23 protein-coding genes and 1 riboswitch are annotated in these 23,058 nt (G+C 62.0%); of the genes, 12 read left to right on the forward strand and 11 right to left on the reverse strand.

Annotation, left to right across the window (positions count from 1 at the left end; genetic code table 11):
- Nucleotides 1–34: 34 nt before the first annotated feature.
- Nucleotides 35–1,072: a rod shape-determining protein gene (locus Q7V03_RS22275; RefSeq protein ID WP_054007360.1), complete on the reverse strand. Its 1,038-nt coding sequence runs from the start codon at nucleotides 1,070–1,072 to the stop codon at nucleotides 35–37.
- 303 nt (nucleotides 1,073–1,375) lie between these two features.
- Here Q7V03_RS22275 and Q7V03_RS22280 point away from each other — a divergent pair, with 303 nt between their 5' ends.
- Nucleotides 1,376–2,137, forward strand: coding sequence for an SDR family NAD(P)-dependent oxidoreductase (locus Q7V03_RS22280; protein WP_304927775.1), 762 nt, complete (start codon nucleotides 1,376–1,378; stop codon nucleotides 2,135–2,137).
- Between the two features lie 44 nt (nucleotides 2,138–2,181).
- Here Q7V03_RS22280 and Q7V03_RS22285 read toward each other — a convergent pair whose 3' ends face one another.
- Nucleotides 2,182–3,813, reverse strand: a complete 1,632-nt coding sequence (locus tag Q7V03_RS22285; protein WP_304927776.1) for a 2-isopropylmalate synthase — start codon at nucleotides 3,811–3,813, stop codon at nucleotides 2,182–2,184.
- Between the two features lie 691 nt (nucleotides 3,814–4,504).
- Between Q7V03_RS22285 and Q7V03_RS22290 the strand changes: the two genes are divergently transcribed.
- Entirely contained in the window at nucleotides 4,505–5,146 is a 642-nt protein-coding gene (locus Q7V03_RS22290; protein ID WP_304927777.1) for an SDR family NAD(P)-dependent oxidoreductase, read from the forward strand.
- A 253-nt stretch (nucleotides 5,147–5,399) separates the two neighbouring features.
- On the opposite strand, the gene Q7V03_RS22295 is transcribed toward Q7V03_RS22290, so the two are convergent.
- A complete protein-coding gene (locus tag Q7V03_RS22295) occupies nucleotides 5,400–6,926 on the reverse strand; it encodes a 2-isopropylmalate synthase (protein ID WP_304927778.1) in 1,527 nt (508 codons plus the stop codon).
- A gap of 126 nt (nucleotides 6,927–7,052) precedes the next feature.
- Between Q7V03_RS22295 and Q7V03_RS22300 the strand changes: the two genes are divergently transcribed.
- Nucleotides 7,053–8,711 carry an NAD+ synthase gene (locus Q7V03_RS22300; RefSeq protein WP_304927779.1) on the forward strand — a complete coding sequence of 553 codons (1,659 nt, stop codon included), beginning with the start codon at nucleotides 7,053–7,055 and terminating at the stop codon, nucleotides 8,709–8,711.
- A 77-nt stretch (nucleotides 8,712–8,788) separates the two neighbouring features.
- Entirely contained in the window at nucleotides 8,789–9,100 is a 312-nt protein-coding gene (locus Q7V03_RS22305; RefSeq protein WP_304927780.1) for a YnfA family protein, read from the forward strand.
- Here the strand turns inward: Q7V03_RS22305 and Q7V03_RS22310 are convergent.
- The 3 genes from Q7V03_RS22310 to Q7V03_RS22320 form a co-directional block, all read right to left on the reverse strand.
- Nucleotides 9,097–10,050 carry a 1-phosphofructokinase family hexose kinase gene (locus Q7V03_RS22310; RefSeq protein ID WP_304927781.1) on the reverse strand — a complete coding sequence of 318 codons (954 nt, stop codon included), beginning with the start codon at nucleotides 10,048–10,050 and terminating at the stop codon, nucleotides 9,097–9,099. The two genes, Q7V03_RS22305 and Q7V03_RS22310, sit on opposite strands and share 4 nt — an antisense overlap.
- A gap of 15 nt (nucleotides 10,051–10,065) precedes the next feature.
- Nucleotides 10,066–10,641, reverse strand: a complete 576-nt coding sequence (locus tag Q7V03_RS22315) for a hypothetical protein (RefSeq protein ID WP_304927782.1) — start codon at nucleotides 10,639–10,641, stop codon at nucleotides 10,066–10,068.
- Nucleotides 10,642–10,769: 128 nt separating this feature from the next.
- Nucleotides 10,770–11,180: a metallopeptidase family protein gene (locus Q7V03_RS22320; protein ID WP_304927783.1), complete on the reverse strand. Its 411-nt coding sequence runs from the start codon at nucleotides 11,178–11,180 to the stop codon at nucleotides 10,770–10,772.
- Between the two features lie 95 nt (nucleotides 11,181–11,275).
- Here Q7V03_RS22320 and gltX point away from each other — a divergent pair, with 95 nt between their 5' ends.
- Nucleotides 11,276–12,610 (forward strand): glutamate--tRNA ligase, encoded by a 1,335-nt coding sequence (gene gltX / locus Q7V03_RS22325; RefSeq protein ID WP_304927784.1) that lies wholly within the window; start codon nucleotides 11,276–11,278, stop codon nucleotides 12,608–12,610.
- A gap of 63 nt (nucleotides 12,611–12,673) precedes the next feature.
- Here the strand turns inward: gltX and cobS are convergent, their stop codons facing one another.
- From cobS to cobU, 3 genes are read right to left on the reverse strand one after another with little or no spacing between them, the layout of a single operon-like run.
- Nucleotides 12,674–13,429 carry an adenosylcobinamide-GDP ribazoletransferase gene (gene cobS, locus Q7V03_RS22330; protein ID WP_304927785.1) on the reverse strand — a complete coding sequence of 252 codons (756 nt, stop codon included), beginning with the start codon at nucleotides 13,427–13,429 and terminating at the stop codon, nucleotides 12,674–12,676.
- The gene (gene cobT, locus Q7V03_RS22335; protein ID WP_304927786.1) at nucleotides 13,426–14,433 is read right to left on the reverse strand and encodes a nicotinate-nucleotide--dimethylbenzimidazole phosphoribosyltransferase; all 1,008 of its coding nucleotides are present in this window, start codon (nucleotides 14,431–14,433) and stop codon (nucleotides 13,426–13,428) included. The genes cobS and cobT overlap by 4 nt, the downstream gene beginning before the upstream one ends.
- Nucleotides 14,430–14,936: a bifunctional adenosylcobinamide kinase/adenosylcobinamide-phosphate guanylyltransferase gene (cobU, locus tag Q7V03_RS22340; RefSeq protein ID WP_304927787.1), complete on the reverse strand. Its 507-nt coding sequence runs from the start codon at nucleotides 14,934–14,936 to the stop codon at nucleotides 14,430–14,432. Before cobU ends, cobT begins: the two co-directional genes overlap by 4 nt.
- A gap of 67 nt (nucleotides 14,937–15,003) precedes the next feature.
- Here cobU and Q7V03_RS22345 point away from each other — a divergent pair, with 67 nt between their 5' ends.
- From Q7V03_RS22345 to bluB, 5 genes are read left to right on the forward strand one after another with little or no spacing between them, the layout of a single operon-like run.
- A complete protein-coding gene (locus Q7V03_RS22345; RefSeq protein WP_304927788.1) occupies nucleotides 15,004–15,606 on the forward strand; it encodes a histidine phosphatase family protein in 603 nt (200 codons plus the stop codon).
- A complete protein-coding gene (locus Q7V03_RS22350; protein WP_304927789.1) occupies nucleotides 15,603–16,424 on the forward strand; it encodes a propanediol utilization protein in 822 nt (273 codons plus the stop codon). Before Q7V03_RS22345 ends, Q7V03_RS22350 begins: the two co-directional genes overlap by 4 nt.
- Nucleotides 16,421–17,362, forward strand: a complete 942-nt coding sequence (gene cbiB, locus Q7V03_RS22355) for an adenosylcobinamide-phosphate synthase CbiB (protein ID WP_304927790.1) — start codon at nucleotides 16,421–16,423, stop codon at nucleotides 17,360–17,362. The genes Q7V03_RS22350 and cbiB overlap by 4 nt, the downstream gene beginning before the upstream one ends.
- A gap of 20 nt (nucleotides 17,363–17,382) precedes the next feature.
- The gene (gene cobD, locus Q7V03_RS22360) at nucleotides 17,383–18,342 is read left to right on the forward strand and encodes a threonine-phosphate decarboxylase CobD (protein ID WP_304927812.1); all 960 of its coding nucleotides are present in this window, start codon (nucleotides 17,383–17,385) and stop codon (nucleotides 18,340–18,342) included.
- On the forward strand, nucleotides 18,342–18,965 hold the full coding sequence (bluB, locus tag Q7V03_RS22365; RefSeq protein WP_304927791.1) for a 5,6-dimethylbenzimidazole synthase: 624 nt from the start codon (nucleotides 18,342–18,344) through the stop codon (nucleotides 18,963–18,965). Before cobD ends, bluB begins: the two co-directional genes overlap by 1 nt.
- Here the strand turns inward: bluB and Q7V03_RS22370 are convergent.
- Nucleotides 18,962–20,407 carry a cobyric acid synthase gene (locus tag Q7V03_RS22370; RefSeq protein ID WP_304927792.1) on the reverse strand — a complete coding sequence of 482 codons (1,446 nt, stop codon included), beginning with the start codon at nucleotides 20,405–20,407 and terminating at the stop codon, nucleotides 18,962–18,964. The two genes, bluB and Q7V03_RS22370, sit on opposite strands and share 4 nt — an antisense overlap.
- A 275-nt stretch (nucleotides 20,408–20,682) precedes the next feature.
- Nucleotides 20,683–21,342 (reverse strand): cob(I)yrinic acid a,c-diamide adenosyltransferase, encoded by a 660-nt coding sequence (cobO, locus tag Q7V03_RS22375; RefSeq protein ID WP_304927793.1) that lies wholly within the window; start codon nucleotides 21,340–21,342, stop codon nucleotides 20,683–20,685.
- Nucleotides 21,343–21,381: 39 nt separating this feature from the next.
- Nucleotides 21,382–21,581, forward strand: a riboswitch (cobalamin riboswitch).
- 83 nt (nucleotides 21,582–21,664) lie between these two features.
- Here cobO and Q7V03_RS22380 point away from each other — a divergent pair.
- A complete protein-coding gene (locus Q7V03_RS22380) occupies nucleotides 21,665–22,030 on the forward strand; it encodes a DUF1636 domain-containing protein (RefSeq protein WP_304927794.1) in 366 nt (121 codons plus the stop codon).
- Nucleotides 22,023–23,057 (forward strand): cobalamin biosynthesis protein CobW, encoded by a 1,035-nt coding sequence (gene cobW, locus Q7V03_RS22385; RefSeq protein WP_304927795.1) that lies wholly within the window; start codon nucleotides 22,023–22,025, stop codon nucleotides 23,055–23,057. The genes Q7V03_RS22380 and cobW overlap by 8 nt, the downstream gene beginning before the upstream one ends.
- Nucleotide 23,058: the final 1 nt, after the last annotated feature.

Below are 23,058 nucleotides of genomic sequence, written 5' to 3' on the forward strand. Positions count from 1 at the left end.
TCCGTTTCACTTAAAAGACCGGAGGACCACCAGTTTAGCTATCGTAGTCGATAACGTGGCGCAGCTGCTTCTCATATTCCAGCGCTTTGCCGGTGCCCAAAGCCACGCAGTTCAGCGGCTCATTGGCGACCGAGATCGAAAGCCCGGTCTGCTCGCGTAGGCTTAGGTCCAGATCGCCCAAAAGCGCGCCGCCCCCGGTCAGCATCACGCCACGGTCGACAATATCCGCCGCCAAATCCGGCGGAGTGGTTTCCAGCGCCTGCATCACCGCATCGCAAATCTGCTGCACCGGCTCTGACAGGGCTTCCGCCACCTGCGCCTGATTGATCTCGGTTTCCTTCGGCACGCCATTCAACAGATCACGCCCGCGAATGGTCATGCTTGCCCCACGCCCATCATCCGGCATCCGCGCGGTGCCGATGCTGGTCTTGATCCGCTCCGCCGTCGACTCACCGATCAACAGGTTCTGGTGACGCCGCAGATAAGAGATAATCGCCTCATCCATCCGGTCGCCACCAACCCGTACCGATCGCGCATAAACGATGTCACCCAACGACAACACTGCGACTTCCGTGGTGCCGCCGCCGATATCAACCACCATATTCCCAGTCGGGTCGGTGATCGGCATCCCCGCCCCAATCGCCGCCGCAATCGGTTCGGCGATCAGACCAGCCCGCCGTGCGCCTGCCGAGAGAACCGACTGCCGGATCGCCCGCTTTTCCACTGGAGTGGCCCCGTGTGGCACACAAACGATGATCTTCGGCTTGGAGAACGTCGTACGCTTGTGCACCTTGCGGATGAAATGCTTGATCATCTCCTCTGCCGCTTCAAAGTCGGCAATCACCCCATCGCGCATCGGGCGGATCGCCTCGATGGACCCTGGCGTGCGCCCCAGCATCAGCTTGGCATCCTCGCCCACCGCCAGCACCTGTTTTTTGCCATCCTTGGTGTGGTAGGCCACCACAGAAGGCTCGTTCAACACGATACCCTTGCCGCGAATATAGACCAGCGTATTGGCGGTGCCGAGGTCGATCGCCATGTCAGACGAGAAAATGCTGGAGAGGATAGACATGCTGAGGTGATCCTTGGCCCGCTAAAAACAATTGCCCGCGACTCAGATAAGTCCGAGGCGGGCGTTGTTTGTATAAGACCATGCAACGGGTAGGGAAAGGCCCGAGCCTTGCAGGCCGCGCCTTTCCGCCTTGGACGTCGCGCTATTCATTTTACTACATCAATGGATCAAAAGTAGACGATACATATGTATGAATTTGTGCTTTTCAAATTTTTTGCACGACAGTGCCCGTCAAGGCCTTCGCATTGTGGTGGTGAGACCCTATCATTTCCGCGTGTCTGGCGACAATTTGGGGCGGGTAAGATGTTCAGTTTCAGCAATCGCGTGGCACTGGTCACTGGCGCAGGCAGTGCGGACGGGATTGGTTTTGCCATCGCGCGGGCCTTGGCTTCAAGTGGCGCGCGGGTTTGCATCACCGCCACCAGCCCCCGGATTTTCGAGCGTGCCGCCGCCTTGGGCTGCATGGCGCATATCGCTGATTTGACCGACAGCGCGCAGGTGGCCACCTTGTTCGCGGCAGTGACGCAACGGCTGGGGTCGGTCGAGGTCCTGATCAACAACGCCGGTATGGTGCAGATCGGCAAACACTTGGAGCGGGCGAAACTTGGGGACATGACCGATGCCGCTTGGGCACATCATCTGGGATTGAACATTGGCGTGACCTTCCACTGCATCCGCGCCGCCTTGCCTGCCATGCAGGCGGCGGGCTATGGCCGGATCGTCAACATCGCTTCTGTCACCGGGCCGATGGTGGCGATTGACGGCTCGTCAGGTTATGCGACGGCCAAGGCGGCAATCACCGGTATGACACGCGCGGTGGCACTGGAATATGGTCGCGACGGCATCACCTGCAATGCAGTGCTGCCGGGCTGGATCGAAACCGCATCGTCGAGTGCCGATGAGATCAGCGCAGGGCAGGCCACCCCGGCGGGGCGTCCGGGCAGCCCGGCAGAAGTCGCCGCCTGCGCGCTGTTTTTAGGATCGCAGGCGGCATCTTACGTCAATGGCGCGATGTTGGTGGTCGATGGTGGTAACACACTGACCGAGATGAAAGGCGCGTTCTAAATGCGGCTGGCGCGGCCCCAACCACTGGACTGCGCCACACCAACTCACTGATCCTTATAATTCACCGACTTTTTGTCAGTATCCGGTGCGGATTTCTGCCGCCGCACCACAAGTTTGTTCAGCGCATTGACATAAGCCTTCACGCTTGCCACCACCGTATCTGTGTCGGCTGAGGCCCCCGTGACGATGCGGCCTTCTTCCTCCATCCGCACCGAAACCGTGGCTTGCGCGTCAGTGCCTTCAGTCACGGCCTGCACCTGATACAACTGCAAACGCGCGGAATGTGGGAAAAGCATCTTCACCGCGTTGAACGCCGCATCAACCGGGCCATCGCCTGTGGCGTCGATGGAATGATCTACGCCGTCGATGGTCAGCGTCAGTTCCGCCTCGCGCGGGCCTTCGGTGCCGCAGACCACGCGCAGGCGTTTGACTTGGATGGTGTCATGCGCGTCATTGGTGGCCTCGTCGGCAACCAGTGCCAGCAAATCCTCGTCGTAGACCTCTTTCTTGCTGTCGGCCAAAGCCTTGAAGCGCACGAACACATCGTTCAGCTGGTTGTCGGCCAATTCATAGCCGAGTTGCTTCAGTTTCGAGCGTAACGCCGCGCGGCCAGAATGTTTGCCCATCGAGATGTTATGCGCGGTCAAGCCGATATCGGCGGGGCGCATGATCTCGAAGGTTTCGATGTTCTTCAAAACACCGTCCTGATGGATGCCGGATTCGTGCAGGAAGGCGTTTTTGCCGACGATGGCCTTGTTGAACTGCACCGCGAAGCCCGAGACGCTGGAAACTCGCCGAGACAGGTTCATGATCTTGGTGGTGTCGATGCCGGTGCGATACGGCATAATGTCGTTGCGCACCTTCATCGCCATCACGACTTCTTCCAGTGCGGTGTTGCCCGCGCGCTCGCCCAAGCCGTTGATGGTACATTCGATCTGACGCGCGCCCGCCTCAACAGCCGCCAACGAGTTAGCTGTCGCCATGCCGAGATCATTGTGGCAATGGGTGGCGAAAATAACTTCGTCCGCCCCCGGCACGCGTTCCAGCAACATGCGGATCAGGTCGGCGGACTCGCGCGGCGCGGTGTAGCCGACGGTATCGGGGATGTTGATTGTGCTGGCCCCCGCCTTGATAGCGATTTCCACCACGCGGCACAGGTAGTCGTGTTCCGTTCGCGTCGCATCCATCGCCGACCACTGCACGTTGTCGCACAGATTGCGGGCGTGGGTGACGGTGTCGTGGATGCGGGTGGCCATCTGATCCATGTCGAGGTTTGGGATGGCGCGGTGCAAGGGCGAGGTGCCGATGAAGGTGTGGATACGCGGGGAGGCGGCGTGTTTCACCGCCTCCCAGCACCGATCAATGTCTTTGTAATTTGCGCGCGCAAGGCCGCAGATCGTGGCGTTTTTCGAGCGTTTGGAGATTTCCGTGACGGCGGTGAAATCGCCTTCCGAGGCGATGGGGAAGCCGGCCTCGATCACATCGACGCCCATTTCGTCCAACAGGCTGGCGATCTCAAGCTTTTCATCATGGGTCATGGTGGCGCCGGGGGATTGCTCACCGTCGCGCAGGGTGGTGTCGAAGATGATGACTTTTGGCTGAGAGTTCGCCTGCTCGGCGCGGGAGGGTTGGGAATTAGCGGCTTCGGCGCGGGCTGGCGCGGCGGTGTCGGTCATGGGTTTATTCCTTGAATGGTGTTGCTGCTTTCCGGGCGCTGATCACTTCCGAGCGTTCGCACCCAAGGGCACGCTCAGAAGCGGGTAAGAAGCAGCAGCCCATAGGAAAGTGTCGCGCTGGGCGCGCTGGGGATCGATGGAATGAAGGTTTCCCGTGTCATGCTGACAACTATACGGCGGATTTGTTGGAAGGGAAGGGGGTGTGTGGAAAAAGTGGGGCCGTGTTGGCGGGGCGTGGAGCCCCCGCTCGCGGCGCTGCCGGGGAGGTGGTTTGGGGAGCGGGGCGCGGTGGAGAGGGGGAGCCTCCGGCGGGAGTATTTTGGAGAGAGCAAATTTGGGGGGCCTTGAGGCGCGCGCTGAGGGGGGGCGGTGGTGGCTTTGTCCACGCGCGGACACGACTTTGGGTGCAATAGTTTCAATGCGTTATGAGTGGGAGTTCACAGATTGTTAACTTTTGCGCGCGGCTGGATTTGGCGGTGGAGGTGGAAGCGTGGCTTTTGGTGTTGTGGCAGGGCGCGGGGATCAGGGGGTATCGTTCTGTTATGTTCTGCAGCGTTCGCTACCTTGCGGCGCCCGCCGTCCTTCGGGGCGAGATGTTCTGTGACCTGCAATGGCCAAAGGGCGGCTTCGCGCTATCTTTGAGGGGTTGGTGCACAGCTTAGACTCATGTGCGCGCAGTGGGAGTATCAGGATGCGGGCATTGGTGGTTGGGGCTTCGGGCGGGATCGGGGCGGCTTTGGGGGAGGCTTTGGCTGCGCAAGGCGAGGTTGTGCGTGTGTCGCGCTCTGCCGATGGGTTGGATGTGACGGATGAAGCCTCGGTCGCGCGGGTGTTGGGGGCGGTTGCGGGGGTGTTTGACTGGGTGTTCATCGCCTCGGGGGCGTTGGGGGTGCCGGAGAAATCGCTGAAAGCGTTGACCGCGCAGGCGATGTTGGAGCAATTTGCGGTGAACGCGGTGGGGCCTGCTTTGCTGATCAAGCATGTGGTGGCTTTGTTGCCGAAAGATCGCGTGGCGCGGGTGGGGGTTTTGTCGGCCCGTGTCGGCTCAATCGGCGACAATGCTTTGGGGGGGTGGTATTCTTACCGCACGGCGAAGGCGGCGTTGAATCAGATCGTGCATACGGCAGCGATTGAACTGGCGCGCAGCCATCCTTTGGCGGTGCTTGCGTGCTTGCATCCGGGTACGGTGGCCACGCCGTTTACGGCGGGCTATCCGGGACAGAAGGACACCGCCGGCATTTCTGCCGCCCGGTTGATTGCAGTGCTGGGCGGCGTGACCCCGGCGCAGTCGGGCGGGTTTTATGATTATAAGGGTCAGACGGTGCCTTGGTAGGCCGCGGCGCTCCGCATGCTTGCCCATCCGTAGCGGCTGGATTCAAGATCAGGTTTGGCGGTTGGGCTGGAGGAAGCGGAGGCGCGTCGGACCTGCGCGCGTAACATTCTGAGGCATGGCGGGGTGAACCCCGCCCTACTGCGGTGCAGAAAGCTTGCGCGCTTTGCAGGCGCCCGTCCAGTCGGGTGGCTTTTATAACTATGGGGCAAGCCGGTGGCGTGGTGCCGGCGCTCGCTTGCCCGATGTCTGCCGGTTAGGGATTGGCTGGGGCCTCCGTTTCGCCAGTGGGCGGGGCGGCGTTGGCTGGGGCTGCGGGTGGTTCGGGGGCCGCAGGGGTGGCAGGCATTGCGGGGGCTTGGGGCGGTTGCGACGCAGCCGGAGCAGTGGGGAGCGGGCCGACCAGCACCCCGGCCTTCCAGATGCCTTCCGAGATTTCACCGCCCTTATAGGTTAGCTTGCCCGCGCCCTCGCGCTTACCTGCAATGAAGCCGCCCGCATAGCTGTCTCCGGTCGGGTAGGTGGCAATGCCATTGCCCTGCATTGCGCCGGCGAGCCAATCGCCGCTGTAGCTAAAGCCATCGGGTTGCGTCAGCGCGCCTTTGCCATCGCGCAGGCCCGCTTTGAAATTGCCCTTGTAAACCGTGCCATCCGCCCAAGTTGCGGTGCCCACACCTTCACGCAGTCCCGCTTTCCACGCGCCTTCATAGCGGAAGCCGTCGGGATAGCTCATGCTGCCGATGCCTTCGGGCTTTTCGCCGACCAGCGCCCCGATGTAGGTCGCGCCATTGTCATAAACTGCAGTGCCTTGTCCGGTGATCGCCCCTTTCACCCATTGGCCAGTGTAGCTGGAGCCATCGGCATAGCGGATCTTGCCCGCGCCATCGGGCTGATCGGCCTTGAAGCCGCCCTCATAGGTGGAACGATCAGCATAGATCATGCGGCCCCGACCCTGCATCTGGCCCGCGCCCCAGTCGCCTTCATAGCTGCTGCCATCCTTGGCGGTGAATGTGCCTTTGCCGTCGCGTTTGTCGGCCTTGAAGCTGCCCTTGTAGATATCGCCATTTGCGTAGGTCTCAGTCCCCTTGCCGACCCGCAGGCCTTCGACGAAATCGCCCTCGTAGACATCGCCGTTCGGCTGGGTCAGCTTGCCCAGACCGTTGATCTGGCCAGCTTTCCACGCGCCGACGTAAGTGAGTTTGTTTGGCATGGACAGCGTGCCAGTGCCTTCGCGCGCGCCTTTCACCAAGGTGCCGGTATAGGTGGTGCCATCGGGATAGCGGATCACGCCCTCGCCCTGCTTTTCGCCCATGCGCCAGAAGCCCGCATAGCTGTAGCCATTGGCATCGGTCAGTTTGCCCATGCCATCATGTTTGCCGTCGGTGAGCGCGCCGACATAGACCGAGCCATTGGCATAAGCCGCGCGGCCTTGCCCGGTCATCTTGCCGCCGCGCCAGTCGCCCTCGTAGGTGCCACCATCGGCGAAGGTGATTTTGCCTTTGCCCTCGGGCTTGCCCGCGGCGAAGCGGCCCTCGTAGACCGAGCGATTGGGATAATGCGCAACGCCGGTGCCGCGGATTTCGCCGCCGACCCATTCGCCAGAGTATTCATACCCACTCGGCAGGCGGTAGGTGCCTTTGCCGTCTTGCAGGCCGTTGACGAAGGTGCCCTCGTAGACCGAGCCATCGTCATATTGCTTGCTGATGATCTCGCCTGCGTCCTGTGCCAGTGCCGCCCCTGCCAGAGCCATCACCATCGCCGCCGCCAAGCCTGTGTTGCGCATCACCAATATCCCTCTTGTCGCGGCGCATCCTAGCCGAGCCCGCGCCTTGCTGACAAGCGCCCCACTTGGCCTTTCCCTCGGCACTGAACCTGCTAGAACCGGGAAAACCCTAACTCGGAGCATGATATGGCCGCGACGTTCCGCCTGACCCTCGCCCAGTTGAACCCCACCTTGGGCGCGATCGAGGCCAATGCAGCGCTGGCCTATGAGTCTTGGGTGCGGGGACGCGAGGCCGGGGCGCAGATGGTGGCGCTGACCGAGATGTTCATCACTGGCTATCAGACACAAGATCTGGTGATGAAAGCGGCGTTTCATACGGCTGCGATACAGGCGGTAGAGGCTTTGGCTGAGCGGATTGTCGATGGCCCGGCGTTGGGGATTGGTGGCCCTTGTGTGAAAGACGGGCTGCTTTACAACGCTTATTACATCCTTGAGGGCGGCAAGATTGCGGCCACGGTGTTGAAGCATGAACTGCCCAACAGCGATGTATTTGACGAAAAGCGGGTGTTCGCCTCGGCCCCGCCGCAGGGGCCGTATCGGGTGGGGCCGTTGCGCATCGGCTCGCCGATTTGTGAAGACGCTTGGCATTCCGAGGTGTGTGAGACCTTGGCTGAGACGGGGGCGCAGATTTTGCTGGTGCCGAATGGCTCTCCCTATCATCGCGGCAAGCCTTCGGTGCGGACCAACCTGATGGTGGCGCGGGTGATCGAGACCGGGCTGCCGCTGGTCTATCTGAATATGATCGGCGGGCAGGATGATCAGGTGTTTGATGGCGCCTCGTTTGTCTTGAACCCCGGCGGGGTTTTGGTGGTGCAACTGCCGCAGTTTGATGCTTGTGTGACGCATGTGGATTTTGAGGAGACTGCCGAGGGCTGGCGGGCCTTGCCGGGGATCATGGAGAAGATGCCGATCTCTTACGAGGCTGATTACCGGGCTATGGTGATGTCTTTGCAGGATTATCTGGGCAAAACCGGGTTTAAGAAGGTGCTGCTGGGGCTGTCGGGGGGGATAGATTCTGCGATTGTGGCCGCTGTTGCTGCCGATGCGATTGGGCCGGAAAATGTGCGCTGTGTGATGCTGCCGTCGCGCTATACCTCGGCGCATTCGCTGGAGGATGCGGCGCAGGTTGCGCGGGCTTTGGGGTGTCGGTTGGACACGGTGTCGATCTCGGGCGCGCAGGATGCGGTGGGCGAGGCTTTGGGGCATTTGTTTGAGGGCACAGCGCCGGGGGTGACGGAGGAAAACGTGCAGTCGCGGTTGCGCGGGCTGTTGCTGATGGCGATGTCGAACAAGTTTGGCGAGATGCTGCTGACCACAGGGAATAAATCCGAGATGGCGGTGGGCTATTGTACGATTTATGGCGATATGAACGGCGGCTATAACCCGCTGAAAGACCTGTATAAAACCCGCGTTTTTGACACCTGCCGTTGGCGGAATGACAACCACCGGCCGTGGATGCTGGCCCCTGCGGGGCAGGTGATCCCGCCGCGTGTGATCGACAAGCCGCCGAGCGCCGAGCTGCGCCCCGATCAGAAAGACGAGGACAGCCTGCCGCCCTATCCGGTGCTGGATGCGATTTTGGATGGGCTGGTGGAGCAAGAGCTTTCGGTCGCTGATCTGGTCGCCAAGGGCTTTGATCGCGCCACGGTGAAGAAGGTCGAGCACCTTTTGTATATCAGCGAATACAAACGCTACCAATCCGCTCCAGGCACAAGGCTGACCCGCCGCGCCTTTGCGGGTGACCGCCGCTATCCGATCGCCAACCGCTGGCGCGACAATTGTTGAACTGGCGCTTATCGCGCGCTGTGCGCTGAAGCGAGCAGCACCCGATAGGGAGCGTCGAGCGCATCTTAGGAGAAATGATGCCGCTGTATATCCTCGCCGCCTTGCTTGAAATTGCCGGCTGTTTTGCGGTTTGGAGCTGGTGGCGGGGGGCGTCGGCGCTGTGGTTGATCCCCGGGGCCATTGGGTTGGCTGGCTTTGCATATCTGCTGGCGCTCACGCCGCCAAGCCATGCCGGGCGCAGTTATGCGGCGTATGGTGGGGTTTATATCGCCGCCTCTTTGCTCTGGCTTTGGCTGGTTGAGGGCAGTCGCCCGGACTGGGCCGACCTTGGCGGGGCCGCTTTGGCACTGGCCGGAGCGACGCTGATCTTATGGGCGCCACGCGGCTAAACCGCGCTGACTTCACATTGCGGCAGCAGGCGTTCGACATCGGGCAAGTGGCAGAGCTGCGTGGCATCCGTCGTCACCGCCGCACTGGCCGAGGCCGCGCCATAGGCCAATGCCTGCGCAGAATCCATCCCTCGCGCAAGGCTCAGCACAAAGCCCGCCACAAAGCTGTCACCTGCGCCAACCGTGCTGACCACCTGCACTTTGGCGGCCTTGGCAAACACCCGCCGCCCGGCTTCGGCCATCACCGAGCCATCCGCGCCGTGGGCCACAATCACCCGCTGTGCGACGCCGCGCTTGACCAGATCAGAGGCAAAATCAGCACTTTGGGCGCGTGTTTCCAACTTCTGCCCTGCGATGCTTCCGGCTTCCTCGCCATCCATCCGCAGCACGAACAATCCCGGAATCGGGTGGCTGACCGCTTGGCGCAGCGGTGCGCCCGAGGTATCCAGCACCACGTTCAGACCGGGCATCGAGCACGCCAGACGCGCGGGAAAATCCACCGGAACGCCGGGCGGCTGGCTGCCCGAAATTACCCCAATCGCCCCCGGTCGGGCCGAGGCGCGCAGCAGCATGAACACGCGTTCCTGGTCCGCCTCAGACCAGATCGGCCCCGGCAACATGAAGCGGTACTGTCTGCCCGTTTTGGCTTCGGTCACCGTCAGACTTTGCCGGGTCTCACCGGGGGCGGTCAGCGCCAGAAACGGCACGGATTCTTGCCGGATCAATCCCGCCAGACGGTCGCCAGTCAGCCCGCCCAAAGCCACAAGCGCAAGGCTTTCGCCGCCCAAAGCCGAAATCGCCCTGCTGACATTTAAGCCACCACCTCCGGGGTCCAAAAGCGGTTCCGAGCAGCGGAGTTTCTGATCCGGCACCAATTCCGCCACCCCCGTCGCCATATCCAGCGCCGGGTTCAGGGTAAGGGTCAGGATAGGCGTTTGCTTGAGTTTCATGGCACTGGTCGTAGGCTATTCCACGATTTCGATACTGTTCTGGAAGCTGCCGAATTTCGCGGAATTCTTATCTCGCAGCGTGGTTTCCAGTATATACTGCCCCGGCGTAATTCCATCCAGCGTATAGGTCAGATTGGCCTGAAACTCGCGGTTCTGGTAGCGCGATGTCAGATCCAGATTGGCCACCGCAGGCAATTCACCAAGCACCTCTCCCGCCTCGGTCATCACCTTCAAATCGACAACAAAACCGATCGTATAAAGCCCGTCACCGCCCGAGCCATAGCTGAAGCCGAACGGTTCTGCATAAATCAGAATCGGCTCACCGACCTTGTATTTTTCATCGAGGCGCGGGTTGTAGATGCCAAAGCCCGCGGCCGGTTCCGTCACCAGAACGGTTTGATGAATGCCAATGTCTTTGCCGCCCTCCCACACCGTCGCCATCAAGGCATGTGCCGCATCCATCGCTCCCTTGGCGTCATCAGCGGCCATCAGCGCCTCTATCTCGGTGGCTTTATCGACAATTGGTCCGGCGTGGACGGGCAGGGCAAAGGACAGGCCCAAAACAACAGCGGCGGCGGTTTTTGTAAACATAGATCAACTCCCCTACTTCAGATTAAAGTCATCACACTGCTCGGGTATGATATAAAGGACGTGATAGAAAGGTTTTCCTGTCCTGTCCTGTCCTGTCCAAGCCGCAAGCGCGAAAGAAACGGGATTGTTCATTCCCACCACGGATCAATCGCGCCGATTTCATCATCGCTCCAGCCGAAGTGATGCGCAAGCTCGTGCACCAGAACGTGGGTGACCAGCTCTTGCAGGGTGACATTGCCGCGCTCGATCCATTCATCCAGGATCGGACGGCGGAACAGCCAGATCATATCGGGCTGAAGCGGTTGATCTGACACGGATTTTTCAGTAAGCGGAATGCCGTCATAAAGGCCCGTCAACTCGAACGGGCTTTCGCAGCCGAGTTCAGCCAACATGACATCGCTGGCAAAATCCTCGATCCGCAGCGCGACTTGCGCTGCTGCCGTGCGGTAGGGTGGCGGCAAATCGGCGATGGCTGCGCGGGCGAGGGCCTCGATATGCTCGGCATCGGGGGCGAGGAGGCTGGTATGAGGCGTGATCATCGCCGCAGCCTAGTCGCCGCGCGGAAAGCTGCAAGGCGATAACTGGACAAACGGCGGGCCATATGACAGGGAAGGGCGGTTGCAGGAGAGCCGAAATGACCGATCGTCCCACGATTACCCGCTTTGCCCCGTCGCCCACCGGCTATATCCATGTCGGCAATCTGCGCACGGCGCTGATGAACTATCTGATCACCCGCAAGGCCGGGGGTACGTTCATTCTGCGGCTGGATGACACCGATAAGGAACGCTCGAAGCAGGAATACATTGATGGCCTGCTGTTCGATCTGGAATGGCTCGGCCTGCAGTGGGACCGGGTGGAACAGCAATCCCTGCGCTTTGATCGCTACCGCGAGGCGGCGGATCAGTTGCGCGCCGCGGGACGGTTCTATGAATGCTTTGAATCTCCGGTTGAGTTGGACCTAAAGCGCAAGAAGCAACTGAACATGCACAAGCCGCCGGTTTATGACCGCGCGTCTTTGCGGATGACGGAAGATGAGAAGGCCAAGGCGCGTGACGAAGGCCGGGCGGGCTATTGGCGTTTTCTGCTGGATCAACAGCGGATTGAATGGACGGACGGCATCTTGGGGCCGATCTCGATTGATGCGGCTTCGGTGTCTGATCCGGTGCTGATCCGGGCGGATGGGCAGATCCTGTATACCTTTGCCTCGTCGGTGGATGATATCGACATGGGCGTGACCTCGATCGTGCGGGGGGCGGATCATGTGACCAATACCGCGACGCAGATTCAGATCATGCAGGCGAAGGGCGGTGTGCCGCCGAACTTCTCGCACCACTCGCTGTTGACCGGGCCGAAGGGTGAGGAACTCTCCAAGCGTCTGGGAACTTTGAGCCTGCGCGACCTGCGCGCGCGGGGAGTAGAGCCGATGGCGCTGCTGTCGCTGATGGCACGGCTCGGGTCATCGAAGCCGGTGGAACTGGCTTCGTCGATGCAGGATTTGATCGACGGTTTCGACATTGGCAGCTTTGGCGCGGCTCCGACCAAGTTTGATGCCGAAGATCTGTTCCCGTTGACCCGCGCGCATGTGCAAAGCCTGCCGTTGGCGAATGTGGCCGAGAAGATCGCGGCGCTGGGTGTGCCTGCCGAAAAGGCCGAGTTGTTCTGGACCGTCGCCAAAGCCAACATCACCGTGCTGGCCGATCTGGAAGGCTGGTGGGTGCTGTTCCGCGATGGTGCTGTGCCACTGGTGGATGAGGAAGATCGCGAATTCGTGGCGCAAGCTTTCGATATGCTGCCCGAAGGGCCGTGGACAACCGCGACTTGGGGCGAATGGACGACGGCGGTGAAAGAGGCCACCGGGCGCAAGGGCAAAACCCTGTTCCGCCCGCTGCGCCGCGCTGTCACGGGCTTGGATGCGGGGCCAGAGATGGCTGACGTGATGCCGCTGTTGCAGAAACGTCCGAGCCTCTAGGGCTTTCACATTGGCTTAAATATTCTGGGGGTCCGGGGGCTAGCCCCCGGTTCTGACCCGAATTCAGCGCGCCAAGACCAGCCAGCCTGCGACTTCGGCCAACTGCTGCATTGCCCCCAGAACATCACCGCTTTGCCCGCCGATTTGGCGCAGGGCAATGCGGGCGAAGATGGTTTGCACGACGACTTGGGTTGCGAAAACCAGGACGACGGCTTGCGGTCCGACCAGCACCGCCACGCCGAGAAGAGCCAGCGCCAACCCGGCCAAAGCGCGGGCCAGCATGGTGCCTGCTGCGGATTTTCCCATGCCATCGCTTCGGGCGGCGGGCATCCAGTGCAGCGCAAATGCCAAGCCCGCGCGGCTGGAAATAGCCAGTGCAATCAGGGCACAGGCCGCAAGCTTTGGGCTCTGCGCCGCCAAAAGCGCCAAAGCCTGCCAGCGCAATCCCAGTGATAGGATCAGCGCCAAGCCGCCATAGCTGCCGATGCGGCTGTCGCGCATGATCTCCAGCTTGCGGTCGCGGTCGCGGCCACCGCCGAAGCCGTCGGCGACATCGGCAAGGCCGTCTTCATGCAGGCCGCCCGTGGTCAGAATGCCTGCCGCCAAGGCGAGCCCTGCCGCGAGCGGCGGGGCGATTCCCAGAGCCATTGCCCCGATCAAAACCGTCGCGCCAATCCCGCCCACCAGCGCACCTACCAGCGGAAATGCCCAAACCGCCGCGCCAATCGCCGGGGCGTCGGCCATCCGCCCTGCGGGCAGGCGGGTCAGCAGCATCATCGCCAGTTGCACCTCTGCCAGACGGGTGCGCAGCGGGGTCATGCCTCGGACACTCCGGCCTCGCCGAAGGTCGCCATGCCGTTATGACACTCAAGTGCCGCGCGCAGGATGCCGAGGGCGAGAGCCGCGCCCGAGCCTTCGCCCAAGCGCATGTCGAACTCCAGCACGGCGCGTTTGTTGAGCGCGGCCAAAAGCTTGCGATGCCCCGGTTCGGCGCTTTGGTGACCGATAAGGCAGTGATCCAGCAGGGCAGGGTTCACAGCATACAGCGCGGAGGCCGCAGCGGTGCAAATGAAGCCATCAAGGATCACCGGAATCCGGGCTGCCCGCGCAGCCAGCACCGCACCGCAAATCGCCGCCTGCTCGCGCCCGCCCAAGGCTGCCAAGATGCCCATCGCGGTCAGGCCTTTGTGGCGGGCAAGCCCGGTTTCAATCGCGGCGATCTTGCGCTTGATGCCGTCGCTGTCCGAGCCTGTTCCGGCCCCAACCCATCCGGCCACATCACCGCCAAACAGGGCTGAGGTCATCGCCGCCGCAACTGTAGAATTGCCGATGCCCATTTCGCCCAAGATCAGCACGTCGGCGCTTACATCCACCGCGTCCGCCCCGGCCTGCATTGCGGCCAAAGCCTCGGCCTCGTTCATAGCAGGGCTTTCAGTGAAATCGGCGGTGGGGCGGTCAAGTTCCAGTGCGATCACCGATAGATTGGCGCCATTGGCACGGCAGAGCTGGTTGATCGCGGCACCTCCGGCTTGGAAATTTCCGACCATTTGCGCCGTTACCGCCTGCGGATAGGGATTGACGCCTTGGGCGCAGATGCCGTGGTTTCCGGCAAAAACCAGCGCTTGGGCGCGGGTGATCTGTGGTCGGGCTGTCCCGCGCCAGCTTGCCATGAACACGGCCAACTCCTCCAGCCGTCCCAAAGATCCCGGCGGTTTGGTTAGGCTGTTTTGCCGTGCAAGGGCTGCGGCGGCGGCGGCGCTATCGGCTTGCGGCAGACTTGCCGCAAGATCGGCCACGGCGGCGAGAGAGGTCAGTTTCATCATTTCACCTTCATTGGCAGGCCCGAGACGGCGAGGATCACCTCATCCGCCTCGGCTGCGATCCATTGGTTTAGCGTCCCCGCCGCATCGCGGAACGCGCGGGCAAGGGCGTTTTCCGGCACGATGCCCATGCCGACTTCATTGGTGACAAACACCACGGGGCTGGTTTGATGTGGCAGGGCGGTCAGCAATTTCTGCCCCGCCGCGCGCCAATCGTGGTTCCCAAGCATCAGATTTGTCAGCCAGAGCGTCAGGCAATCGACCAAGCGCGGGCCTTTGCCATTGGTCGCGGTCAGGGCTGCGATCAAATCCAAAGGCTCGGCATGGGTGATCCACTCCGGCCCGCGCCGCGCCTGATGTTCGGCGATGCGGGCGCGCATCTCATCATCCCAAGCCTGCGCTGTGGCGATGTAATGCGCGGGTTGGCCCATTTGCAAAACGCGGCCTTCTGCGATCCGGCTTTTGCCAGAGCGCGCGCCGCCGGTGATCAGAATGGTTTTGTGCATATCAGCCCTTGCCCCTTGGCCGTTGTCAAAGCAGAAACGGGGCCAGCGCGAAAGGAGAAATGCGACCGTGCCTGCTGATGCCCCGACAGAACCCGCGACAGATCGCCAAACCGAGATCATGCTGATCCGCCACGCCCCCGCGCTGACCGAGGGGCGGATGGCAGGGCGGCGCAATGTGGCGGCGGATTGCAGTGATGCCTTGGCCTTTGCGGCGTTACGTGGCGCGGTCGGGGCTGCGGATCACTTGCGGATCAGCCCGGCGCGGCGCTGTGTGCAGACGGCGGCGGTGCTGTGGCCTGAACTGACGCCTATGCAAGACCCGCGGTTGTGGGAGCAGGATTTCGGCGCATGGGAGGGGGTGCCTTTTGCAGAACTGCCCGATCTGGGCGTGCTGTCTGGGGCGGCACTGGCCGCGCATCGCCCACCTCAGGGCGAAAGTTTTCTGGATCTCTGCGCGCGGTTGACGCCTGCCTTGCTTGCGGCCGGGTCGTTGGGCGGTCGCGTGGTGATCGTCGCCCATGCCGGGGTGATCCGTGCTGCTTTGGGGTTGGCTCTGGGAGTGCCTGCATTGGGGCTGGCGTTTCAGATCGCACCGCTGTCGTTAACGACGATTGTGGCGCTTCCGGGCGGGGTGTTTTCTATCGAAGGCGTCAATCGGATGCGGAGATGAGGCCGCAAACTCTCCGGGTCGCGGGGCATTTTGGCGAGTTGTTGCAGGGGCGGATCGGGCGGGATGGCCCGGTGGCGCTGGTGACCTTGCCGTGCCCGGTGCTGGGGGTGACGGCAAGCCTTGCAGAGGGGCTGGGGTTTGCGATCACCGCGGCCAGCGCCGCCATTATACCCGAAGCACGGGCGATCAAACTGCTGACTCTGTTAGACATTTCGATCTCTGGCACGCTCAGTTTTTCTGCAGAGATGCCCCCCGGCGGTGGCGCGGGTGTCTCGACAGCTGCTTTGGTGGCACTTGCGGGTTTGGCGGGTTGGGAGGGGGTGCCGATGCTTCTGGCGCGAGCTTGCATTGCGGTGGAAGGGGCGTCGGACCCATTGATGCTGTCGCGGCCTTCGCAGACACTTTGGGCCTCGCGTCAGGGCGAAATTCTTACCACGCTGCCGCCGCCGCCCGCGATGGAGATCACCGGTGGATTTTTCGGCCCGCCGCGCCGCACCGATCCGCAGGATGTGGATTTTCCCGATATTGCGGATCTGATCCCGCAATGGCAGGATGCCTGCGCTGGCCGCGATCTGGCACGCGTTGCGGCCTTGGCCAGCCTGTCGGCAAGCCGCACTTTGGCGCATCGCGGGACGCAAAGTGATCCCATCGCGTCGCTTGCAGCAGACCTTGGGGCCTTGGGTTATGTAATTGCCCATACTGGGGCGGCGCGGGGGCTGATCTTCGCGCCCGGTAAGATTCCGCCGCACGCCAGCGTCGCTTTGCACGACGCAGGCCTGCACGGTATCATCCAGTTTCGGACCGGGGGGGGCAGATGAGTTTTGCCGCGATGATGCTGGTGGCGATGGTCTTGGACAGTCTAATCGGCTGGCCAGCGCGGCTTTACGCGGTGATCGGCCATCCAGTGACATGGATCGGCGCGCTGATCCACTGGCTTGACCTTGCGCTAAACCACGATGCGGCACGCGGTACGTCGCGCCGGATGGCGGGGGTGGCGACGGCGCTGATGGTGATCGGCGTCACGGGTGGCGTGGCGTGGGCGCTGCAATGTGCTTTGCCTGCGGGTTGGCTGGGTATTCTGATTGGCGGGGTTCTGGCCTGGCCATTGCTGGCGCTGCGGTCGATGTACACCCATGTCGCCGCCGTAGTTTTACCTTTGCAAAACAACGACTTGGTACAGGCGCGCTTTGCGGTGTCGATGATCGTCGGGCGCAATGCTGCCGTGTTGGATGAGGCGGGCGTGGCGCGGGCGGCGATGGAGAGTTTGGCGGAAAATACCTCGGATGGCATTGTGGCGCCGCTGTTTTGGGGGGCCATTCTGGGCCTGCCGGGGATTGCGGCCTATAAGGCGATCAACACGCTGGATTCGATGATCGGCCACCGCACGCCCCGGTTTGAGGCGTTCGGCTGGGCCTCGGCTCGGATCGACGATCTGGTCAACCTGATCCCAGCGCGGCTGACGGGGGCGGTATTTGCGCTGGTCTCCAACGCCCCGCGCCACGCGGCGAAAGTGATGTGGCGAGATGCTGGCCTGCACCGATCACCCAATGCAGGCTGGCCAGAGGCGGCGATGGCCGCTGGCCTTGGCGTGCGACTGTCTGGCCCGAGGGTTTACGCCGATCGGGTGGCGGAGGAGCCTTGGGTCAATGCGGGTGCCGCCGACCCAACCCCTGCCGATCTGCAACGAGGCCTTGCGCTTTATGTCCGGGCGATGTTTGTGCTGGGCGCAGCGCTGCTCGGTTTGGCGCTGGTCTGAGGGGGCAGATGCGCGATCCCATACGCGATCATGGCGGAAACATTGACGGCGCGATGGCCCGCTTTGGCGGCGCAGATTGGATTGATCTGTCGACCGGCATCAACCGCGTGGCCTATCCGATTCCCGCCTTGCAGCCGGAAGATTGGACGATGCTGCCCACCCAAACCGCCAAGCAAGCCTTGCTGGACGTTGCCGCTAAAACCTACTGCTGCACCGCCCCGATGCTGGCGGTGGCAGGCGCACAAGCCGCGATTCAGATGATTCCGCGGCTGGCGAAGCCGGGAAAGGCCCGCGTGCTGGGGCCGACCTATAACGAACATGCAGCAAGCCTGCGTGCCGCTGGCTGGAATGTCGAGCAGGTCAGCCAGTTCGGTCAGTTGGCAGGCGCGGATTTGGCCGTGGTGGTGAACCCCAACAACCCTGATGGCCGATCCTGTGCGCCCGCAGATCTGCTGGCTTTGGCCGGGCAAGTCGGGCGGTTGGTGGTGGATGAAAGCTTCGCCGATGCGCAACCCGAGGTGTCTTTGCTGCCGCAAGCCGGGCAGGCGGGTCTGCTGGTGCTGCGCTCGTTCGGCAAGTTCTACGGTTTGGCCGGGGTGCGTTTGGGTTTTGTGATCGGCTGCGCTGAGGATATTGCGGCGCTGCAGGAAATGTCGGGGCCATGGCCAGTGAACGGTGCGGCGTTGCGGATTGGGGCTGCGGCTTTGGCGGACAAAGCTTGGACCGAGGCGACGGTACAACGCTTACGGTCTGAGGTTGCACAGGCTGACGCTTTGGCATTGGCGGCGGGCTGGCAACTGGTTGGCGGCTGCGAATTGTTTCGTAGCTATGAGACGCCGGATGCAGAAACCGCACAAATTCGGCTCGCAAAACAGCGAATTTGGAGCCGAATCTTTCCTTATTCAAACCGATGGCTGCGGATCGGCCTTCCCGGTACGCCTGCTGAATGGGCGCGGCTGACCCGCGCGTTGGAGGTCTGATGCAGTTCACCTCAGATGAATCCGCCACCCTGTTACGCATCCTGCAATGGCGCCGCGACGTGCGGCATTTTCGCCCCGATCCTGTGGGTGAGGCGGTGCTAGAGCGTCTCCGCGCCACGATGGATTGCGCGCCTTCGGTCGGCAATGCGCGGCCGTGGCGGGTGATCCGGGTCGATGATCCGGGCTTGCGCGTCGCCGTGCGCGCCAATTTCAGCCGGTGCAACGCTGAGGCCGCCAAGCTTTACACCGGCGACAAACACGCGGAATATCTGGCGCTGAAACTCGCGGGGCTTGAAATAGCCCCCGTGCAACTGGCGGTGTTCAACGTGATGCACCCCGAGGCCGGGCATGGGTTGGGGCGGCAAACCCTGCCCGAAACTCTGCGCCAATCGACAGCGATGGCAATCCACACCCTGTGGCTGGCGGCGCGGGCCGAGAATTTGGGCCTTGGCATGGTGTCGATTCTGGAACCGCATGACATCGAGGCATTGTTGGGCGTGCCCGAGGATTGGGAATTTGCGGCCTATCTTTGCCTTGGCCACCCTGAGTTTATGGACGACACGCCACTGTTGCACCGCGCTGGCTGGCAGGAAAACACCCAGACCGAATGGCCGCGCCGCTAACGCGCCAAGGCCAGCAAGGCGTCGACATCGACATGGGTTTCAAGATGCGCCGCCAGCGCGTCGAGCACCGCATCCACCCCCGCAGCATAGGTCAGGCCCGAGGCCTGCGCGCCGATCTGGCGCAGAAACCCCGCGCGAAAGGCGTCATTGGCAAACATGCCATGCAAATAGCTGCCCATCACCCGGCCATTTGCTGAAACCGCCCCCTCGGGCTTGCCACCGACATAGGCAAACGGGCGCGCGCGGTCGGGGCCATCGGTGCGACCGATGTGAATCTCATAGCCCTGCATCGCAAGGCCGGTGGCCGCATGCACCGCCTCGGTCCGCGTCAACCGCTTGTCGGGGGTCATCAGCGTGTCCACCGCTAAAGCCCCAAGGCCTAGGGTTTCACCCGCCAGCCCCTCAATCCCCTCAGGATCACGCACGATCTGACCCAACATCTGATAGCCGCCACAAATTCCTAAGACCCGCCCACCCCGCCGTAGATGCGCCGCGATATCCACATCCCAACCCTGCGCCCGCAGATACGCCAGGTCGTCGCGCGTGGATTTAGAGCCCGGAATGATCACCAGATCAGTATCGCCCGCAATCGCCTCGCCCGCCCGCACCATCTGCAGGCTGACGCCGGGTTCCTGTGCCAAGGGATCAAGATCATCAAAATTGGCGATCCGCGACAGCACCAGCGCCGCAATTTTGTAAGCGCCGGCCCCGCCGCCCTTTGGCAAATCCAAAGCATCCTCGGCTGGCAGTTTTGACGCATCGGTGAAAAACGGCACCACGCCGAAGCCACGCCAGCCTGTGCGGGCTTCGATAAGCTTATAGCCATCGTCAAATAAACGGGGATCGCCACGAAACTTGTTGATCAGAAACCCCGCGATCATCGCATTATCAGCGGGGTCAAGTACCGCTTGGGTGCCGACGATCTGCGCAATCACCCCGCCGCGATCAATGTCACCGGTCAGGATCACGGGGCAATCCGCTGCCCGCGCGAATCCCATATTGGCAATGTCGCCGTTGCGCAGATTGACCTCAGCCGGGCTACCTGCGCCCTCGACGATCACCAGATCATATTGCGATTTCAAACGGTTGAAGCTGTCCAAAACCGGAGCCATCAACGACGGCTTCAACGCCGCATAATCGCGCGCTTTGACGGTGGCGATGCGCTTGCCCTGCACGATAACTTGACTTCCCGTCTCGGACTCTGGCTTCAACAGCACGGGGTTCATGTCTGTATGCGGCTCTAGCCCGCAAGCCAAAGCCTGCAACGCCTGAGCCCGTCCGATTTCACCGCCATTGGCGGTAACAGCCGCGTTGTTAGACATATTCTGCGGTTTGAACGGCGCGACGGACAACCCGCGCAGCCTCGCCGCACGACAAAGCCCCGCCACCAGCATTGATTTGCCGACGTTAGAGCCTGCGCCTTGGATCATCAGGGCTTTCACCGAGATCTTCCAACGGTGTCTTGGCGGAGATTGCAGAAGCCTCCGGCGGGGATATTTTTTGCCAAGATGAAAGCCGCATGTGGGCGCAGCACCTCGGGCCGTTTGCACGGGGGAGGCGCTGCGCTTTCACCTTGGACAGCCATCGGGGTCCCCCCCTGTGCCGCTCGATCAATCTGCCACAGGATAGTTAACACTTCGTTGCTTTCATCTTGGCATAAATATCCCGGGGGTTTGGGGGCTGGCCCCCAATGCATCTGCTCAGCAGGCACCCCAGATCAAAACTCCACCCCCGGCTGTGCTTTGATGCCGGATCGGAACGGATGCTTGATCAACGCCATCTCGGTGACCAAATCCGCCGCCTCAATCAACTCGGGTTTGGCGTTGCGTCCGGTCATCACCACATGGGTCAGAGGCGGCTTTTCGGCGGTGAGAAACGCCAAGATCTCGGCGATATCGAGATAATCGTAGCGCAGGGCGATGTTGATCTCATCCAGCAGCACCAGCCGGTTGTCAGGGTCGCGGATCAGCTCTTTCGCCTTCTCCCAGCCCTTGGCGGCCATCGCGATGTCGCGGGCGCGGTCTTGGGTTTCCCAAGTGAAACCTTCGCCCATGGCATGAAACTCGCACAGGTCGGCGAAGTGGGTTTCAATGATCCGACGCTCCCCGGTATCCCAGGCGCCTTTGATGAACTGCACCACCGCGCAGGGCATTTCATGCGCGATGCAGCGCAGAATCATGCCGAATCCGCTGGAGGATTTGCCTTTACCCGCGCCGGTATGCACGATCAGCAGGCCTTTATCCCCGGCCTTACCCGCCATGATCTTATCCCGCGCGGCCTTCTTCTTCGCCATTTTTCGGGCGTGGCGGGCGTTTTCATCGTCTGATGCGTCGCTATCGGGAATCGCTTCAATCACGGGCAGCTCTGGGTCGGCCATCAGGTGTTTTCCGTTGCTTGACAAGGGAGGCGGTTGTGCCACAGGTGGGCATGCGCTGGTTCCTGTTTATGACAGGCGAAGAGGGAATGCGAAAGGGGGAGACCCCAAAAGCTGCCGCCCCCGCGACCGTGACCGGAGAGGTTGCCCGAGGCCACTGGAGCAATCCGGGAAGGCGGGCAACCGTGGGGGAAACCCCGTATCCGCAAGCCGGGAGACCTGCCAGCGCAAGACTGAACGGGCGAACGGGGTGTTTCGCAACCAGCAGGCAAGGCCCTTGGCCCTTGTCTTTCTGGCCATCCCATCGCTAAATTTGGATAGGCCGATGACCGCAACGCTGCATGTCTGCACCACCTGTAAGGCCGGAGAGGTCGTAGAAGACGGGCAAGCGCTGCCGGGCGCGCGGTTGCATGCGGCCTTGTTGGCGGGCGAAATTCCTGAGGGTTTGCGCATCGTCGGCGTCCCTTGTCTGTCCGCCTGTAATTCTGGTGCTGCGGTGGCGCTTTCGGCACCCGGCCGTTGGTCTTATGTCTATGGCCGTCTGACTGAGGCCGATGCACCAGATATTCTGCTTGGTGCTGCGGCCTATCTGGATGCCACCGATGGTATCGTGCCGTGGCGTGCGCGCCCGGTGATTTTCCGCAAGCAAAGCCTTGCCCGTATTCCCCCTTTGGAGCTTCCAGATGTCTGATCTTGCAAAAATCCCCGTCACTGTGATCACTGGCTTTCTGGGGGCCGGCAAAACCACGCTGATCCGCCATCTGATGCAGAACCCGCAGGGCAAGCGCCTGGCGATCTTGGTCAATGAGTTTGGCACCGTGGGCATCGATGGTGATATTCTGAAATCCTGCGCGGATGCGAATTGTCCGGTTGAGAATATCGTTGAACTCGCCAACGGCTGCATCTGCTGCACCGTCGCCGATGATTTCATCCCGACGATTGAAGCCCTGATGGCGCTGCCGGTGCGCCCCGATCACATCATCATTGAGACCTCGGGGCTGGCCCTTCCAAAGCCGCTGTTGAAGGCGTTCGACTGGCCCGCAATCCGCTCGAAAATCACCGTCGATGGTGTGATCGCTTTGGCCGATGCCGAGGCGGTGGCTGCGGGCCGTTTCGCGCCGAATGTCGAGGCGGTCGATGCTCAACGCGCCGCCGATCCTTCACTTGATCACGAAACCCCGCTGTCCGAAGTTTTCGAAGATCAAATCGCTTGCGCCGACATTATCCTGATGTCGAAGGCCGATCTTGCAGGCGAAGCGGGCCTTGCCGCTGCCCGTGCCGTGATCATGGCGGAAAGCCCGCGGCCGATTCCGATTCTATCGATGTCGGAAGGCATCATTGACCCGGCGTTGATCCTTGGTCTGAACGCCCGCGCCGAGGATGACCTCGCCGCGCGTCCCTCCCATCACGATGGCCACGATGACCACGAGCATGACGATTTCGACACTGTGGTGATTGATCTGCCCGAGATCAGCGACATTGACGCCTTGGTTGCCGCCATCCAGCGCCTGGCCACCGAGCAGCACATCCTGCGCGTCAAAGGCTATGTCGCTGTCACCGGCAAGCCGATGCGTCTGCTGGTGCAGGCCGTGGGGTCGCGGGTGCGGCATCAGTTTGACCGCCCGTGGGGAACATCGCCGCGCCAAGGTCAGCTTGTGGTGATCGCCGAGCATCACCACGTTGATCTGGCCGCGATCCGCAGCGTGTTGGGGGCCTGAA

Origin of the sequence: Cypionkella sp. (genome assembly GCF_030652235.1) — a bacterium.
Classification (GTDB): domain Bacteria; phylum Pseudomonadota; class Alphaproteobacteria; order Rhodobacterales; family Rhodobacteraceae; genus Cypionkella.

What these genes read in the sequence shown, in the direction of transcription:
- Q7V03_RS22275 (WP_054007360.1), bottom strand. Translation starts at nt 1,072, where the DNA reads ATGTCTATCCTCTCCAGCATTTTCTCGTCTGACATGGCGATCGACCTC.
- Q7V03_RS22280 (WP_304927775.1), top strand. Translation starts at nt 1,376, where the DNA reads ATGTTCAGTTTCAGCAATCGCGTGGCACTGGTCACTGGCGCAGGCAGT.
- Q7V03_RS22285 (WP_304927776.1), bottom strand. Translation starts at nt 3,813, where the DNA reads ATGACCGACACCGCCGCGCCAGCCCGCGCCGAAGCCGCTAATTCCCAA.
- Q7V03_RS22290 (WP_304927777.1), top strand. Translation starts at nt 4,505, where the DNA reads ATGCGGGCATTGGTGGTTGGGGCTTCGGGCGGGATCGGGGCGGCTTTG.
- Q7V03_RS22295 (WP_304927778.1), bottom strand. Translation starts at nt 6,926, where the DNA reads ATGCGCAACACAGGCTTGGCGGCGGCGATGGTGATGGCTCTGGCAGGG.
- Q7V03_RS22300 (WP_304927779.1), top strand. Translation starts at nt 7,053, where the DNA reads ATGGCCGCGACGTTCCGCCTGACCCTCGCCCAGTTGAACCCCACCTTG.
- Q7V03_RS22305 (WP_304927780.1), top strand. Translation starts at nt 8,789, where the DNA reads ATGCCGCTGTATATCCTCGCCGCCTTGCTTGAAATTGCCGGCTGTTTT.
- Q7V03_RS22310 (WP_304927781.1), bottom strand. Translation starts at nt 10,050, where the DNA reads ATGAAACTCAAGCAAACGCCTATCCTGACCCTTACCCTGAACCCGGCG.
- Q7V03_RS22315 (WP_304927782.1), bottom strand. Translation starts at nt 10,641, where the DNA reads ATGTTTACAAAAACCGCCGCCGCTGTTGTTTTGGGCCTGTCCTTTGCC.
- Q7V03_RS22320 (WP_304927783.1), bottom strand. Translation starts at nt 11,180, where the DNA reads ATGATCACGCCTCATACCAGCCTCCTCGCCCCCGATGCCGAGCATATC.
- gltX (WP_304927784.1), top strand. Translation starts at nt 11,276, where the DNA reads ATGACCGATCGTCCCACGATTACCCGCTTTGCCCCGTCGCCCACCGGC.
- cobS (WP_304927785.1), bottom strand. Translation starts at nt 13,429, where the DNA reads ATGACCCCGCTGCGCACCCGTCTGGCAGAGGTGCAACTGGCGATGATG.
- cobT (WP_304927786.1), bottom strand. Translation starts at nt 14,433, where the DNA reads ATGATGAAACTGACCTCTCTCGCCGCCGTGGCCGATCTTGCGGCAAGT.
- cobU (WP_304927787.1), bottom strand. Translation starts at nt 14,936, where the DNA reads ATGCACAAAACCATTCTGATCACCGGCGGCGCGCGCTCTGGCAAAAGC.
- Q7V03_RS22350 (WP_304927789.1), top strand. Translation starts at nt 15,603, where the DNA reads ATGAGGCCGCAAACTCTCCGGGTCGCGGGGCATTTTGGCGAGTTGTTG.
- cbiB (WP_304927790.1), top strand. Translation starts at nt 16,421, where the DNA reads ATGAGTTTTGCCGCGATGATGCTGGTGGCGATGGTCTTGGACAGTCTA.
- bluB (WP_304927791.1), top strand. Translation starts at nt 18,342, where the DNA reads ATGCAGTTCACCTCAGATGAATCCGCCACCCTGTTACGCATCCTGCAA.
- cobO (WP_304927793.1), bottom strand. Translation starts at nt 21,342, where the DNA reads ATGGCCGACCCAGAGCTGCCCGTGATTGAAGCGATTCCCGATAGCGAC.
- Q7V03_RS22380 (WP_304927794.1), top strand. Translation starts at nt 21,665, where the DNA reads ATGACCGCAACGCTGCATGTCTGCACCACCTGTAAGGCCGGAGAGGTC.
- cobW (WP_304927795.1), top strand. Translation starts at nt 22,023, where the DNA reads ATGTCTGATCTTGCAAAAATCCCCGTCACTGTGATCACTGGCTTTCTG.